This is a genomic window from Stenotrophomonas sp. NPDC077420 (assembly GCF_044543385.1).
In the GTDB taxonomy this organism is placed as follows: Bacteria; Pseudomonadota; Gammaproteobacteria; order Xanthomonadales; family Xanthomonadaceae; genus Stenotrophomonas.
Genome location: NZ_JBITVZ010000007.1, coordinates 70,990 through 84,719 on the forward strand (window position 1 = coordinate 70,990; position 13,730 = coordinate 84,719).

The 13,730-nt window shown below is 66.3% G+C and carries 13 protein-coding genes; 7 read left to right on the forward strand and 6 right to left on the reverse strand.

Annotation, left to right across the window (positions count from 1 at the left end):
* Positions 1–25: 25 nt before the first annotated feature.
* A complete protein-coding gene (locus tag ACIGII_RS09055) occupies positions 26–994 on the reverse strand; it encodes an HlyD family secretion protein (RefSeq protein WP_399636888.1) in 969 nt (322 codons plus the stop codon).
* A 354-nt stretch (positions 995–1,348) separates the two neighbouring features.
* Here ACIGII_RS09055 and ACIGII_RS09060 point away from each other — a divergent pair, with 354 nt between their 5' ends.
* From ACIGII_RS09060 to ACIGII_RS09085, 6 genes are all read left to right on the forward strand, one after another.
* On the forward strand, positions 1,349–2,329 hold the full coding sequence (locus ACIGII_RS09060; RefSeq protein ID WP_399636890.1) for a PhoH family protein: 981 nt from the start codon (positions 1,349–1,351) through the stop codon (positions 2,327–2,329).
* A 93-nt stretch (positions 2,330–2,422) separates the two neighbouring features.
* Positions 2,423–2,908, forward strand: coding sequence for an rRNA maturation RNase YbeY (gene ybeY, locus ACIGII_RS09065; protein WP_399636893.1), 486 nt, complete (start codon positions 2,423–2,425; stop codon positions 2,906–2,908).
* Positions 2,909–2,914: 6 nt separating this feature from the next.
* On the forward strand, positions 2,915–3,496 hold the full coding sequence (locus ACIGII_RS09070) for a hypothetical protein (protein WP_399636895.1): 582 nt from the start codon (positions 2,915–2,917) through the stop codon (positions 3,494–3,496).
* A 64-nt stretch (positions 3,497–3,560) separates the two neighbouring features.
* On the forward strand, positions 3,561–4,442 hold the full coding sequence (locus ACIGII_RS09075; RefSeq protein WP_399636896.1) for an HlyC/CorC family transporter: 882 nt from the start codon (positions 3,561–3,563) through the stop codon (positions 4,440–4,442).
* Positions 4,443–4,450: 8 nt separating this feature from the next.
* On the forward strand, positions 4,451–5,707 hold the full coding sequence (locus ACIGII_RS09080) for a DUF4105 domain-containing protein (RefSeq protein ID WP_399636897.1): 1,257 nt from the start codon (positions 4,451–4,453) through the stop codon (positions 5,705–5,707).
* Between the two features lie 15 nt (positions 5,708–5,722).
* The gene (locus ACIGII_RS09085; RefSeq protein ID WP_399636898.1) at positions 5,723–6,718 is read left to right on the forward strand and encodes a magnesium and cobalt transport protein CorA; all 996 of its coding nucleotides are present in this window, start codon (positions 5,723–5,725) and stop codon (positions 6,716–6,718) included.
* Positions 6,719–6,926: 208 nt separating this feature from the next.
* Here ACIGII_RS09085 and ACIGII_RS09090 read toward each other — a convergent pair whose 3' ends face one another.
* From ACIGII_RS09090 to ACIGII_RS09105, 4 genes are all read right to left on the reverse strand, one after another.
* Positions 6,927–8,291 (reverse strand): NAD-dependent succinate-semialdehyde dehydrogenase, encoded by a 1,365-nt coding sequence (locus tag ACIGII_RS09090; protein ID WP_399636901.1) that lies wholly within the window; start codon positions 8,289–8,291, stop codon positions 6,927–6,929.
* 118 nt (positions 8,292–8,409) lie between these two features.
* A complete protein-coding gene (locus ACIGII_RS09095) occupies positions 8,410–9,255 on the reverse strand; it encodes an ABC transporter permease subunit (RefSeq protein ID WP_399636903.1) in 846 nt (281 codons plus the stop codon).
* Positions 9,252–10,163, reverse strand: a complete 912-nt coding sequence (locus ACIGII_RS09100; RefSeq protein WP_399636905.1) for an ABC transporter permease subunit — start codon at positions 10,161–10,163, stop codon at positions 9,252–9,254. Before ACIGII_RS09100 ends, ACIGII_RS09095 begins: the two co-directional genes overlap by 4 nt.
* Entirely contained in the window at positions 10,160–11,293 is a 1,134-nt protein-coding gene (locus tag ACIGII_RS09105; protein WP_399636906.1) for an ABC transporter ATP-binding protein, read from the reverse strand. The genes ACIGII_RS09100 and ACIGII_RS09105 overlap by 4 nt, the downstream gene beginning before the upstream one ends.
* Before the next feature lie 483 nt (positions 11,294–11,776).
* Here ACIGII_RS09105 and ACIGII_RS09110 point away from each other — a divergent pair, with 483 nt between their 5' ends.
* Entirely contained in the window at positions 11,777–12,424 is a 648-nt protein-coding gene (locus ACIGII_RS09110) for a hypothetical protein (RefSeq protein ID WP_399636908.1), read from the forward strand.
* Between the two features lie 130 nt (positions 12,425–12,554).
* On the opposite strand, the gene ACIGII_RS09115 is transcribed toward ACIGII_RS09110, so the two are convergent.
* Positions 12,555–13,658 (reverse strand): polyamine ABC transporter substrate-binding protein, encoded by a 1,104-nt coding sequence (locus tag ACIGII_RS09115; protein WP_399636911.1) that lies wholly within the window; start codon positions 13,656–13,658, stop codon positions 12,555–12,557.
* Between the last annotated feature and the right edge of the window lie 72 nt (positions 13,659–13,730).

Consider the following 13,730-nt stretch of genomic DNA (forward strand, 5'->3'; position numbering starts at 1 on the left):
TCCGCGTCCGCGGGCACGGGTACGTTCAAAATTCGACCCGTACCGGTGCGCCGGCGGGCAGGTCGGCCAGGCCCCTGCCCCCCGCGTCGTCCAGCTCGATCTCGGCCAGCCAGCTCATCCGCGAGACGTCATCGCCGCTGAGCGCATAGTACGGGGTGAACACCGGATCGCTGCGGATGCTGCGCACGTGCCCCGGCAAGGCTGCGTCACTGCCCTGCAGGTACACGTGGGCGGCCTGCCCGACGCGCACCTGCACCCGCAGTGGCTCAGGCAGATACACCCGTGCATGTGGACGCTCGCCGACCAGCATCACCACCAGGGGCGCGCCCACCGGTGCCTGGTCGCCCAACCGGTAGGGCAGCGCGTCGACCCGGCCCGCGCGCGGCGCGACCAGATCGAGCTTGCGCAGGGTGACTGCCTGTGCGGCGACCTGCGCCTGCGCGGACTGGAACGCAGCTTCGCCCTGGGCGACCTGCTCGACACGGGTGCCATGCTCCAGCGCCAGCAGCGCCTGCTGCGCGGCACGCACCGCACCGGCCGCGCTGCCCGCAGCGGCGCGCGCACGGTCCACGTCGGCGGCGGCCACCAGCTGTCGACGCCCGAGCGGCTGCAGGCGTGCGTAATACGCCGACGCATCCGCCGCCTCGGCCCGGGCGGAGGCGAGGTTGGCGCGCGCCTGGTCGATCTCCTCGCGGCGCGGGCCGGCGCGCAGCTCCTGCAGTGCCTGTCCGGCCTGGCTGGCCTGGGCCTGCAGCGCCTGCAGCTGGGCGGCAGTGCGGACCGGTTCCAGCTGAACCAGCGCGGCACCGGCCGCGACCTGCTGACCCTCGCGTACGCCGATGCCGACAATGGTTTCCGCTGCCGGCGCCGGCACCGTGATGCGGTCCCACTCCAGGGTACCCAGGGCACTGGGCGGCGTCGGCTGGCACGCGGCCAGCAGCCCGGCAGCGGCCAGCGCGAGCGTCCGCAGCGGCAGCAAGCGGTATATGGACATCGGCGGGCCCCGGCACGACCGCAGCACTGAGAGACCGTCACCTTGCGCAGGCCCGCGTGAAGGAGCGGTCAGTGGTCAGGAAATGATCACCCCGCGCGGACCGTTGCCGCGCCTGGGACCGGCGCGGTTATCCACATGTTTCCCGCGCAGCCGCCCACAACCGGTGTGGAAAACCCCGCCGCCCCTGTCCATTTTTTGGCCACGCGTCCAACCGCATTGCCGCACTAGGGCTGCGTGCAGCTATCCACAGGTTGCTGCACCGCTGCTGCACAGCCGCTGTGGAGAACCGTGTCGCTGTGGCGGGGCCTACGGTCGCGCGCTACCCTGTCCTTCCACCTGCTGCCGCCGCACGCAATGACCGCACTGTCCCACCGCGACTTCACCCTGGCGCCTGAAGACACCGAACGCCTGGCCAACCTGGCCGGCCCCTTCGACGAACACCTGCGCCAGATCGAACTCAAACTCGGCGTGGAGATCGCCAACCGGGGCCACGTATTCCGGGTGACCGGACCGAAGGCGGTGGCCGAAGAGGCGCAGGCGCTGATCGAGGCGCTGTACCTGGAAGCGGCCGAGACCCGCTTCGACAGCCACGCCATCCACCTGCGCCTGAACCAGGCCAACGTGGAACACGTGGTGGAGCGCAGCTACGAGGCGCAGGACGTCGCGATCAAGGTCAAGCGCGGCACGGTGCGCGGGCGCGGTGCCAACCAGGCGCGCTACCTGCACCAGATCGCCACCCATGACATCAACTTCGGGATCGGCCCGGCCGGCACCGGCAAGACCTTCCTGGCCGTGGCCAGCGCGGTGGATGCGCTGAATGAATCGCGTGTACAGCGGCTGATCCTGGTGCGCCCGGCGGTGGAGGCCGGCGAGAAACTCGGCTTCCTGCCCGGCGACCTGAGCCAGAAGGTGGACCCGTACCTGCGCCCGCTGTATGACGCCCTGTATGAAATGCTGGGCGTGGAAAAGGTGATCAAGCTGCTGGAGAAGAATGTCATCGAAATCGCGCCGCTGGCCTACATGCGCGGGCGCACCCTCAACGATGCCTACGTGATCCTGGACGAGGCGCAGAACACCACGGTGGAACAGATGAAAATGTTCCTGACCCGCCTGGGCTTCGGTTCCACCGCCGTGGTCACCGGCGACCTGACCCAGACCGACCTGCCCAAGCACGTGAAGTCGGGTCTGCGCGATGCGGTGGAGGTGCTGCGCGAGGTGGACGGGGTAAGTTTCACCTTCTTCGAGGCGCGCGACGTGGTGCGGCACCCGCTGGTGGCGCGGATCGTCGGTGCGTACGACCGGCGCGATCTGCAGCAGGTGAAGCCGGATGCGTGAGGGCGTCGTCCGGCAGTGCGTGGGACCCGCGTGGCGTGTCGCTACGGGGCGCGCGATAATGCGGGCCTCCTGTAGCGAAGCACCGGAATTGCCATGACCAAGGGCCCTGTCCGCCTTGATGTTGCCGTCAGCTATGCCCTGCCCCGGGCCGGGCTGCCGTCTGCGGTGAGTTTCCGCAAGTGGGTGGCGGCCGCGCTGAAGGGCCGCATCCGGGAGGCCGATCTGGCGATCCGGGTGGTCGATGCAAAGGAAGGCCAGTCGCTGAACCGGCACTACCGGGGCAAGGATTACGCCACCAACGTGTTGAGTTTTCCGGCTGAACTGCCCGAAGGCCTGCCCAAGGGGGTCAAGTTCCCGTTGCTGGGCGACCTGGTGATCTGCGCGCCGGTGGTGGCCAGCGAGGCACTGGAACAGGGCAAGGCGCTCAACGCGCACTACGCGCACCTGACCGTGCACGGTGCGCTGCACCTGCTGGGGTGGGACCACGAGGACGACAAGGAAGCCGAAGCGATGGAACAGCTGGAACGCGAGATCCTGGCCGACCTCGGCATTGCCGATCCCTATGCGGGCGAGCGCTGAGCCGACATGAAACCGCGCATCCTCTGCCTGGGGCTGCTGGCCCTGACCTCCGCCCCGCTGGCTGCCGGGACCGCGCCGCAGCTGGACCTGGCCGCGCTGATCGAATGCCGCCAGCGGGTGGCCGACTATGACGCGGTGGCGCCGGTAGTGGCCGACCCGCTCAAGGCCGTGGCCAACGGCATGCAGCCGCTGCCGCAGAACAATCCATTCATGAGCGAGTACCGGCTGGCCAGGCCGCTGACCGTCTTCGGCCAGGCCACCGAGTACGTGGCCGTGTCCGGCGCCAGCATCATGGCCATCCTGGACGTGGCCGACCCGCGACCGATGGCCAAGGCGCTGGCGCTGGAAGACGGGGTCGACTCCCCGGAGAAGTTCATGGCCGGCCGCGAGGTGGTCAGCCGCGACGTGACCGACCCGCGCACCGGTGAACCGATGATCGAATCGATCATCCTGAGCCTGTCCACGGTCAAGACCCACCCCGGCAAGACCCTGGCCGGCTGTACCTACAGCCTGGACCTGCCGGCGGAGGACGAGGCGCCGGCCGGCGCCCTCCCCCCGGCCGTGAACACCCCACCGGACCGGGGCTGACAGCGCCCCGCATCCTGCTAGACTTGGCTCAACGCCCGGCTCGCCGGGTGCCTTTTTTGCAGAGATGTCTGAAGACGACAGTAGTGGCTCCGTTGCGGAGCAACAAGAAAAGAAGCGCAGCTGGCTTGAACGCCTGACCTCTGCCTTCTCCGGCGAACCCCACACCCGCGACGAGCTGGTGGCGGTGCTGCACACCGCACATGACGACGGCCTGATTGCCGCAGACACGCTGCGGATGATGGAAGGCGCGATCTCGGTGGCCGAGCTCACCGTCGGCGATGTGATGATTTCACGTTCGCAGATGGTCTCGCTGCCGGTGGAAGCCCCGTTCCTGGAGCTGATGAAGCAGGTGGTCGAATCGGGCCACTCGCGCTTCCCGGTGCACGGCGACAACAAGGACGACATCCTCGGCGTACTGCTGGCCAAGGACCTGCTGCGCGGCGTGGTCGCCGACAACGGGCCGGCCAACGTGCGTGAGCTGCTGCGGCCGGCGGTGCTGATTCCCGAGGCCAAGAAGCTCAACGTGCTGCTCAAGGAATTCCGGCTGTCGCGCAACCACATGGCGATCGTGGTCGACGAGTATGGCGGTGTCGCCGGGCTGGTCACCATCGAGGACGTGCTGGAACAGATCGTCGGCGAGATCGACGACGAGCATGACGAGGCCGAAGACCATACCGCGCAGATCGCGATCCAGGCCGACGGCCAGTACGTGGTCGATGCACTGACCCCGATCGGCGATTTCAACGAGCGTTTCGGCGCTGCGTTCCCCGACGACGACTACGACACCATCGGTGGCCTGGTCACCGAGGCGATCGGCCACCTGCCCGAAACCGGCGACGAGTTGACCCTGGACCGCTTCGTGTTCCGGGTGGCGCGTGCCGATGCCCGGCGCGTGCAGGCATTCCACGTGACCGTGCTGCCGCCCGACATCTCCACCGAGGATTGACCCACGCCATGCGGCCCCTGCTGATGCGGTGGCCGTTGTGCCGCCTGTTGTTCCTGCTGGTCCTGTGCAGCCTGCCGGCGGTCGTGCTGGCCGCCCCTGCGCTGGCGCCCGTGCCCGCGCCGGTTGCGGCGCCAGCGGCTGAAACCCCGCCGCCGCGCATCGGCATCGTCACCATGCAGCCGGGCGAGATCTTCTTCGAGCGTTTCGGGCATGACGCCATCGTGGTGGTCGACCCGGTCACCGGGGCAGCCACCTCGTACAACTTCGGCTACTTCGACCCGAGCGAACCGGACTTCATCAGCCGCTTCATCCGCGGCGACATGATGTATTACCTGGTCGCCCTGCCGCTGGAGCAGGACCTGTCCTACTACCGCGACAGCGGCCGTGGCGCCCACCTGCAGTGGCTGGACCTGACCCCGGAACAGGCGCGCACGCTGGCCGCGTCGCTGGCCGAGCGCGCCCGGCCGGAAAACGCCCGCTACCGATACGACTATTACACCGCCAACTGCGCCACCATGGTCCGCGACGCCATCGATGGCGCGCTGGGCGGCAGCCTGCATTCGCAGCTGTCCGGACGCTCGCGGGGCAACACCTACCGCAGCGAGTCGGTGCGCCTGGCCTCGCCCGCACCGTGGATGTGGCTGGGCTTCGACATCGGCCTGGGCCCCTATGCCGACCAGCCGCTGTCGCGCTGGCAGGAAGCCTTCGTGCCGATGCGCCTGGCCGCGGCACTGCGCGAGGTGCGCAACAGCGAGGGCCGCCCGCTGGTGCAGGCCGAGCAGGAACTGCTGCCGCACCGGATCGCGCCGGAACCGGCCGAATTCGCGCGGCAGTGGTGGCCGTGGCTGCTGTGCGGGCTGGTGCTGGCCGCCGGCGTCGTCGCGCTGCGACGCCGCCCCCGCCTGCTGGGCGGGCTGGCGCTGCCGGTGTGGCTGTTCTGCGGTATCGCCGGGGCGCTGCTGACCTTCCTGTGGGGCTTCAGTGCGCACCACGCGGCGTGGGCCAACCGCAACCTGCTGCAGCTGTCGCCGCTGTGCCTGCTGTTGCTGCCAGGGGCGATCACCCTGCTGCGCGGTCGCCCCCCGCGACGCTGGTTCGGGGTCCTGTTGTGGTCGGTGGCGGCGTTGTCCACGCTGGGCCTGGTGCTGCACTGGCTGACCCTGCAGCCACAGATCAACCTGCAGTGGATCGTGCTGATGCTGCCGCTGCACGTGGCGCTGGCCTGGGTGCTGGGCCGTCGTGACCTGGCTGTCACGCGCCCCTGACGCAGGATGTCGCCCATGCAAAGCACGACTTCCGACAATCCTGCCTGCGTCATCAACTGCGTGCATTACGACGACCAGGGCAAGCGCCACGACATCCCGCTGGATGCCATCAGCGATGTGATCGCCAGCAACAACGGTTTCGTCTGGGTGGGCCTGTACGACCCTGCCGACGCCGTACTGCTGAAGTTGCAGGAAGAGTTCGACCTGCACGACCTGGCCATCGACGATGCGCGCAACGCGCACCAGCGGCCCAAGGTGGAGGCGTATGGCAACAGCCTGTTCGTGGTGGTGACCACCGCGCAGCGGGTGCATGACCGCATTGAATACGGCGAAACCCACGCCTTCCTCGGCCCACGCTTCCTGGTGACCGTGCGCCACGGCGCGTCGCTCTCCTACGCGCCGGTACGCACACGCGTCGAGCGCGAGCCGCAGCTGCTGACCATGGGCGCGTCGTATTGCCTGTACGCCGTGCTGGATTTCGTGGTCGACAACTACCTGCCGATCACCTCCGACTTCCGCGACACGTTGGATTCGCTGGAAAAGGACATCTTCGCCGACAGCTACCAGCGCAGCACGGTGGTGCGGCTGTATGAGCTCAAGCGCGAACTGAACAAGATGCGCATGGCGGTGGCGCCGCTGCAGGACGTGCTGGCGCAGCTGCGCCGCTACCCCGGCGAGCTGATCCCGGACGAAGTGAAGCTGTACATCCGCGACGTGCACGACCATGCGGTGCGGATCAGCGATGTGATCGACACCCTGCGTGAGATGCTCGGCACGGCGCTGAACGTGAACCTGTCGCTGGTGACCCTGGCGCAGGGCGAAACCGTGAAGCGGCTCGGCGCCTGGGCGGCGCTGCTGGCCGCCCCGACCCTGATCACCAGCTGGTACGGCATGAACTTCGCGCACATGCCCGAGCTGGACAAACCGTGGGCCTACCCGGCGATGATCGTGGGGGTGGGCGCGGTCTGCGTGGGGCTGTACTGGTGGTTCAAGCGCGCGCGCTGGTTGTGATGCGTATCGACCAACGGTCGATACCTACCGCACCCGACGCGTGACGGCCGTCGGTCACGCGCACCCGACGGGACGGCCGTCGGTCATGCGCGCCCGGCCGGCCGTCGGTCACGCGCAACCCACGAGCTGAACGTCGGCCGCGCGTACGCGCTGGGGACGGTCGTTGGACGCGCAGCTGGTAGGTGACGACCGTTGGTCGTCACCCGCATCAGGCCACGTACACCGTCTTGATGTTCATGAACTCGTGGATGCCGTGGTCGGCCAACTCGCGGCCGAATCCCGACCGCTTGCTGCCGCCGAACGGCAGCCGTACGTCGCTCTTGACGATGGCGTTGACGAATGCGGCGCCACATTCGAGCTGCTGGGCGATCCGCTCGGCGCGCACCGCATCGCCGCTCCACACGCTGCCGCCCAGCCCGAAGCTGGTGTCGTTGGCCACGCGCAACGCGTCCGCGTCGTCGCGCACGCGCAGGATCGCGGCGACCGGCCCGAACAGCTCCTCTTCGTAGGCCGGCATGCCCGGCACCACGTTGTCCAGGATCGTCGCCGGATAGCCGGCATGGCTGCCCGCTACCGGCTCGCCCCCGAGCAGAACCTTCGCGCCCTTGGCCACGCTGGCCTGCACCTGCGCGTGCAGCTCGTCGCGCAGGTCCGCCCGCGCCATGGGCGCCAGCGTGGTCGTCTCGTCCTGCGGATCGCCATACACGCGTTCGGCAGCGGCCGCCACGAACTTCTGCACGAATGCATCGGCGATCGCATCCACCACGATGAAGCGCTTGGCCGCGATGCAGGTCTGCCCGCTGTTGTCGAAGCGCGACTTCACCGCAGCGGCGACCGTCGTGTCCAGGTCGGCATCGTCCAGCACCACGAACGCATCGCTGCCGCCCAGTTCCATCACGCACTTCTTCAGCTGGTCGCCGGCATTGGCCGCGATCGAGCGCCCTGCCCGTTCGCTGCCGGTCAGCGTGACCGCCTTGACCCGCTTGTCGCGCAGCACCTCGGCAGCCTGGTCATTGTCGATGTGCAGCACGTCGAACACGCCCGCCGGCAGGCCGCCGTCGCGGCACGCGGCCAGGATCAGGTCGGCGCACTGCGGCACGTTGCTGGCGTGCTTGAGCAGCGCGACATTGCCGGCCATGAAGGCCGGGGCGAGGAAGCGGAACACCTGCCAGATCGGGAAATTCCACGGCATCACCGCAAACACGCAGCCGATCGGCTCATAGCGCACATAGCTGCGCTGGGCTTCGGTATCGATCAACTGCGGCTTCAGGTAGTCGGCAGCATGGTCGGCGTAGTACTCGCAGGCCAGGGCGCACTTCTCCACTTCGGCCAGCGCCTCGCCCTTGAGCTTGCCCATTTCGCTGGTCATCGCGTGCTGGAGTTCATCGCTGCGCGCGCGCAGCTGGGCCGCGATGCCGCGCAGGACCGCGCCACGTGACTGCAACGACTCCGCCGCCCATTTCGGGAACGCCGCCGCTGCGGCGGCCAGGCGCTGCTCGATGGCCTCGCTCGTGAGCAGTTCGTGACGGTACGTGACCAGGCCGGTCGCGGGGTTGACGATCTCAACGGTCATCGCGCATCTCCAGAAGACAGGCGACCATTCTGCGCCTGCCGCCGTGAGCCGGATGTTGCCGCGTCTGGCAGACAGGGCAACATACGCGCGACATTGCGTTTCAGCAGGCTCCCGGCCGTCAGCCCTTTTCCTGCAACGCCATCTGCATGTCGCGCTGGCGCCGCTTCCCGCTCCGCGCGGTGATGAACCAGCCAATCACCGCCGCGACCGATACCGCCAGCACCATCAAGGTGGCCAGCGCATTGATCTCCGGCTTGATGCCCATGCGTACCGAGGCGAACACCTTCATCGGCAGGGTAGTCGAGTTCGGCCCGGCGACGAAGCTGGCGATCACCACATCGTCCAGCGACAGGGTGAAGGCCAGCAGCCAGCCGGCCACCAGCGCCGGGGCGATGATCGGCAGGGTGATCTGGAAGAACACCTTCAGCCGGCTGGCGCCCAGGTCCATCGCCGCCTCTTCCAGCGAACGGTCCAGCTCCTGCAGGCGCGAAGACACGATCACCGTCACGAAGGACAGGGTGAAGGTCACGTGCGCGATCCAGATGCTGCCGACACCGCGACTGGGAAACCCGGGGATGCCCCCCATCGCCACCAGCAGCGTCATCAACGAAAAGCCCAGGATCACTTCCGGCATCACCAGGGGTGCGGTGATCAGCGCCCCGAACACGGTCTTGCCCGGGAAGCGCTTGAAACGGGTCATCACCATGGCCGCCATGGTGCCCAGCACGGTGGCCGCACTGGCGGTCCAGAACGCCACCCTCAGACTGATCCACAGCGCATCGAGGATCTGCCGGTTGTTGAACAGCTCGCCGTACCAGCGCGTGGAAAAGCCCGACCACACCGTGGCCAGCTTCGACGCGTTGAACGAATAGATCATCAGCAGCAGGATCGGCAGGTACAGGAAGGCGAAGCCCAGCCCCAGCACCGACCAGCCCAGCCAGCGATTGCGGCGGACCATGCTCATGCCAGCTTCCCTTCCAGCGCACGCTGCTGCACCCGGTTGAACAGCAGGATCGGCACCAGCAGCAGGGCCAGCATCACGATCGCCACGGCCGAGGCGGTAGGCCAGTCGCGGTTGTTGAAGAACTCGCCCCACAGTACCCGACCGATCATCAGCGTGTCCGGTCCGCCCAGCATTTCCGGGATCACGAATTCGCCCACGGCCGGGATCATCACCAGCATGCAGCCGGCGATGATGCCGGTGCGCGACAGCGGCAGGGTAATCTTCAGGAAGGCCTGCCAGGGTTTGGCACCGAGGTCGTAGGCGGCTTCCAGCAGGCGGTGGTCCAGCTTGACCAGGTTGGCGTACAGCGGCAGCACCATGAACGGCAGGTAGCAGTAGACGATGCCGATGTAGGCGGCGGTCGGCGTGTACAGGATCTGCAGCGGCGCGTCGATCACTCCGATCTTCAGCAGCAGCTGGTTGAGCAGGCCGTTGCGGTCGAGGATGCCGATCCACGCATACACCCGGATCAGGAACGAGGTCCAGGACGGCAGCACCACCAGCATCATCGCCACGTTGCGCGCGGCCGGCGACAGCCGCGAGATCACGTACGCCATCGGGTAGCCGATCAGCAGGGTGAACAGCGTGGCGATCACCGCGATCTTGATCGAACTCAGGTAGGCCAGCACGTACTGGCTGTCCCTGACCAGGGTCGCATAGTTGCCCAGGCTGAGCTTGAGCGAGAACGCGCCGTCCACGTATTCCAGCAGCCAGGTGTACGGCGGCGAGCCGACCTGGGTGCGCGCGAACGAGATCATCAGGATGATCACGAACGGCACCGCGAAGAACAGCAGCAGCCACAGGTACGGCGCGGCGATCACGCCGCCGCGCGCACCGGGAAGCCAGCGCTTCCAGCCGGCGGCGTTCATGCGGTGAGCACCACGCCGTCGTTGTCGCGCCAGTGCACCCACACGCTGTCGCCCCAGGTCAGGCCGTCGCTGGCCCAGCGCTGCGAGTTGGCGAAGTTGCTCAGCACCTTGGCCCCGCTGGGCAGGCGCACGTGGTACACCGAGTGGCTGCCGAAATAGGCGATTTCCTCGATCACCCCCTGCGCCTTGTTGGTGGCGCCCGCCGGCTCTTCCTTGCCGATCATCACCTTCTCCGGACGCAGCGCGAACGCCACCTCCTGCCCTTCATAGCCGGTGATGCCGTGGGCGACGTAGATCGGCGCCGGGAACAGCGGCGTGCGCACGGTGACGTACTCGGGCAGGTCCTCGTCGATCACCCCGTCGAACAGGTTGACCGAGCCGATGAACCCGGCCACGAAGCGGTTGGCCGGCTGCTCGTAGATTTCGTCCGGCTTGCCGACCTGCTGGATCCAGCCGGCATCCATGACCGCGATGCGGGTGGCCATGGTCATCGCCTCTTCCTGGTCGTGGGTCACCATCACGCAGGTCACGCCCGAGGTTTCGATGATGTTGACCAGCTCCAGCTGCATCTGCGAGCGCAGCTTCTTGTCCAGCGCGCCCATCGGCTCGTCCAGCAGCAGCAGCTTCGGCCCCTTGGCCAGCGACCGCGCCAGCGCTACGCGCTGCTGCTGGCCGCCGGAGAGCTGGTGTGGCCTGCGCCTGGCCAGCTGCTGCAGCTGCACCAGTTCCAGCATCTCCCCCACCCGCTTGCGGATGGCGTCCTTGGACAACCCGTCCTGCTTCAGCCCAAAGGCGATGTTCTGCTCGACGGTCATATGCGGGAACAGCGCATAGGACTGGAACATCATGTTGATCGGCCGCTGGTACGGCGGCAGCGCGTTGATGCGCTGGCCGTCCAGGTCGATGCTGCCGGCGGTGGGGGTCTCGAAGCCGCCCAGACAGCGCAGCAGGGTCGACTTGCCGCTGCCCGAGCCGCCCAGCAGGGCGAAGATCTCGCCCTTGCGCACGTCCAGGCTGACGTCATCCAGGGCGACGAAGCCGTCGAATTCCTTGCGCAGCGCGCGCACGGACAGATAGCCCGGCTCCAGGGCCGGAACGACCTCGCCTTCCGGCTTGGCTTCAAATGGCATGGGCAGCGGCTCCGGGAGCGGCGTCAGGACAGGGGTCGGACGAGTCATTTTAGCGCTCGCTGGCGGCTGGGGCGATACCGGATTTTGTCCATTGGCCTTGCTGGCCAACGTCGCACTGTACCTACCTTAGTACGAGTAGTGCTGAGGGGCCGTGAATACCGAATGCGCCACGCACTGGCAAACCAGGTACGGCCAAAATTCTGAAGGGCCCTCGCCCCAAAAACTTCCACAGCGCCACGATTACTGCATGGTGGACCGGGCGGAACTCCCGTTGGTCACCCGAGAGAAACCCTTGCCATTGCTCGCGACTGTGGCTGACACAGGGAAAGCCGTGGCTGAAACGAAAAGTGCGTTTGAAGCGACAAGTCTCATTGACTTGCCCGCATTGTTCGGCACATCTTCGGCAGGCTTACTGGCAACCCCCACCCACTTCAAAATTGGTGCGACATGACTCGAATGCCGCACAAGCAACGGACGCTCATCATGATCAATCGGAAAACAGCATCCTTCATCGTTGTCCTGCTCGCCCAATCATTCGTAGCGAATGCGAATGTTGTAGCGACGCTGGAACACCAGACCATGCCCGGGAACGTAACCATCACCGTGACATACAGTAACGGCGGCACTTCGCCCGTTTCAATTCCAGTTGTAGACATTCCAAAAACAGGAGAGGATGGAAAACTCAGAGGCGATGCTCTCCACATACGTGGCATCGATGGGTCCATCCCGCCGTATACGGGTTATCGCGTCAGTTATCCGCGAGCGGCGTTGACGCAGCGTCTTGTGATCCGACCGGGCGAGTTTCTCACGCGAACCATCATTGTCTCGAAGAACTATGATCTGCACGCAGGCATGACCTATGACATAACGCCAAGATCATTCAGACAATCAGACACGGACGCCGCGCCAGGGCGAAGCGGGAGGCTCCACGATACGGACACCATCGTACCCACCTTGCGCATCACTGCGCCGAGCGGCGGCATACCGAAGCCCGCTCCAAATGTGCAAGATGGCGAACGAATTCCCACTGAGACTGCTTGCACAATCGAGCAGTTTCTGACGGTTACCAATGCCCAAGCCGCTTCCTTGAAGACTTTTTTGATCTCACCGTTTACTACCTTTTCGGTATAAAGCGATGACAGGTACGAGTAAGCGTCAACCGCCATCGAGTATTTTGCAGACAATTTTGCAAACGAGGAGTGATAAAGAGACGCCGGCTCTCGCCGGCGCTCTGCATTGACCTACAGGCAGGTGCTGAGACTCAGCGCCCGGTCTTTACCTCGGTCCACAGGCGGGTGTACAGCTTGTCCACCTCCGGCGGGTTGATCGAGTAGGTGAACATCTTCGCGGCCACCTCGGCCGGCGGGTAGATGGTCGGATCGTTGCGGATCGCGTCGTCCACCAGCGGCGTGGCCGCGCTCACCGGGTTGGCGTAGTGGATGAAGTTGGTGTTGGCCGCCGCCACCTTCGGGTCGAGCAGGTAGTTGATGAAGGCATAGGCCGCGTCCGGGTGCTTGGCATCCTTCGGGATGGCCAGCATGTCGAACCACTGCGGCGCGCCTTCTTTCGGAATCGAATAGGCCACGGTCACGCCGTTGGCCGCTTCGGCGGCGCGGTCGCGGGCCTGGATGATGTCGCCCGACCAGCCCACCACCAGGCAGGTGCCGCCGTTGGCCAGCGAGCCGACATACTGCGAGGAGTGGAAGTTCTGCACGTACGGACGGATGCCCTTGAGCAGCTCCGCCGCCTTCTGGATCACCGCCGGATCATGGCTGTGCGGGTCTTCGCCCAGGTAATGCAGCGCGATCGGAATCATGTCGGCCGGGGTATCCAGGATCGTGATCCCGCAATCCTTCATCCTGGCGATGTTCTCCGGCTTGAAGATCAGGTCCCAGCTGTTGGCGATCTCGGTACTGCCGCCGAAACGCTCCTTGAGCATCTCCACGTTGTAGCCGATGCCGGTGGTGCCGATCATGTACGGCACGCCGTACTTGTTGTCCGGATCCTGCTGCGCGATGCGCTTCATCATCTCCGGGTCGAGATTGGCCAGGTTGGGAATCCTGCTCTTGTCCAGCGGCAGGAACACACCGGCCTGGATCTGGCGGCCGAAGAAGTTCAGCGTCGGCACCACCACGTCATATCCACTGCCACCGGCCAGCAACTTGGTTTCCACCATCTCGTCGCTGTCGAACACGTCGTAGGTCACCTGGATGCCGGTGGCCTTCTCGAAGTCCGGGATGGTGTCTTCGGCGATGTAATCGCTGTAGTTGTAGACATTCAGCACCTTGCTGTCTTCCTGCTTGGCGCCACCACAGGCGCTGAGCATTGAAACGGCAATGCCGAGGGAGAGGATTCGCAGCTTCATGGGACGCTCCACGGGTCAGTGCGGGGTGGGGGAACCGGGCAGACCGGCCTGACGGGTGCCAGCCTACCGGGC

Coding starts and splice junctions, on each gene's coding strand:
- ACIGII_RS09075 (WP_399636896.1), top strand. CDS start 3,561: ATGTCTGAAGACGACAGTAGTGGCTCCGTTGCGGAGCAACAAGAAAAG.
- ACIGII_RS09085 (WP_399636898.1), top strand. CDS start 5,723: ATGCAAAGCACGACTTCCGACAATCCTGCCTGCGTCATCAACTGCGTG.
- ACIGII_RS09100 (WP_399636905.1), bottom strand. CDS start 10,163: ATGAACGCCGCCGGCTGGAAGCGCTGGCTTCCCGGTGCGCGCGGCGGC.
- ybeY (WP_399636893.1), top strand. CDS start 2,423: ATGACCAAGGGCCCTGTCCGCCTTGATGTTGCCGTCAGCTATGCCCTG.
- ACIGII_RS09090 (WP_399636901.1), bottom strand. CDS start 8,291: ATGACCGTTGAGATCGTCAACCCCGCGACCGGCCTGGTCACGTACCGT.
- ACIGII_RS09080 (WP_399636897.1), top strand. CDS start 4,451: ATGCGGCCCCTGCTGATGCGGTGGCCGTTGTGCCGCCTGTTGTTCCTG.
- ACIGII_RS09095 (WP_399636903.1), bottom strand. CDS start 9,255: ATGAGCATGGTCCGCCGCAATCGCTGGCTGGGCTGGTCGGTGCTGGGG.
- ACIGII_RS09060 (WP_399636890.1), top strand. CDS start 1,349: ATGACCGCACTGTCCCACCGCGACTTCACCCTGGCGCCTGAAGACACC.
- ACIGII_RS09055 (WP_399636888.1), bottom strand. CDS start 994: ATGTCCATATACCGCTTGCTGCCGCTGCGGACGCTCGCGCTGGCCGCT.
- ACIGII_RS09115 (WP_399636911.1), bottom strand. CDS start 13,658: ATGAAGCTGCGAATCCTCTCCCTCGGCATTGCCGTTTCAATGCTCAGC.
- ACIGII_RS09105 (WP_399636906.1), bottom strand. CDS start 11,293: ATGCCATTTGAAGCCAAGCCGGAAGGCGAGGTCGTTCCGGCCCTGGAG.
- ACIGII_RS09070 (WP_399636895.1), top strand. CDS start 2,915: ATGAAACCGCGCATCCTCTGCCTGGGGCTGCTGGCCCTGACCTCCGCC.
- ACIGII_RS09110 (WP_399636908.1), top strand. CDS start 11,777: ATGATCAATCGGAAAACAGCATCCTTCATCGTTGTCCTGCTCGCCCAA.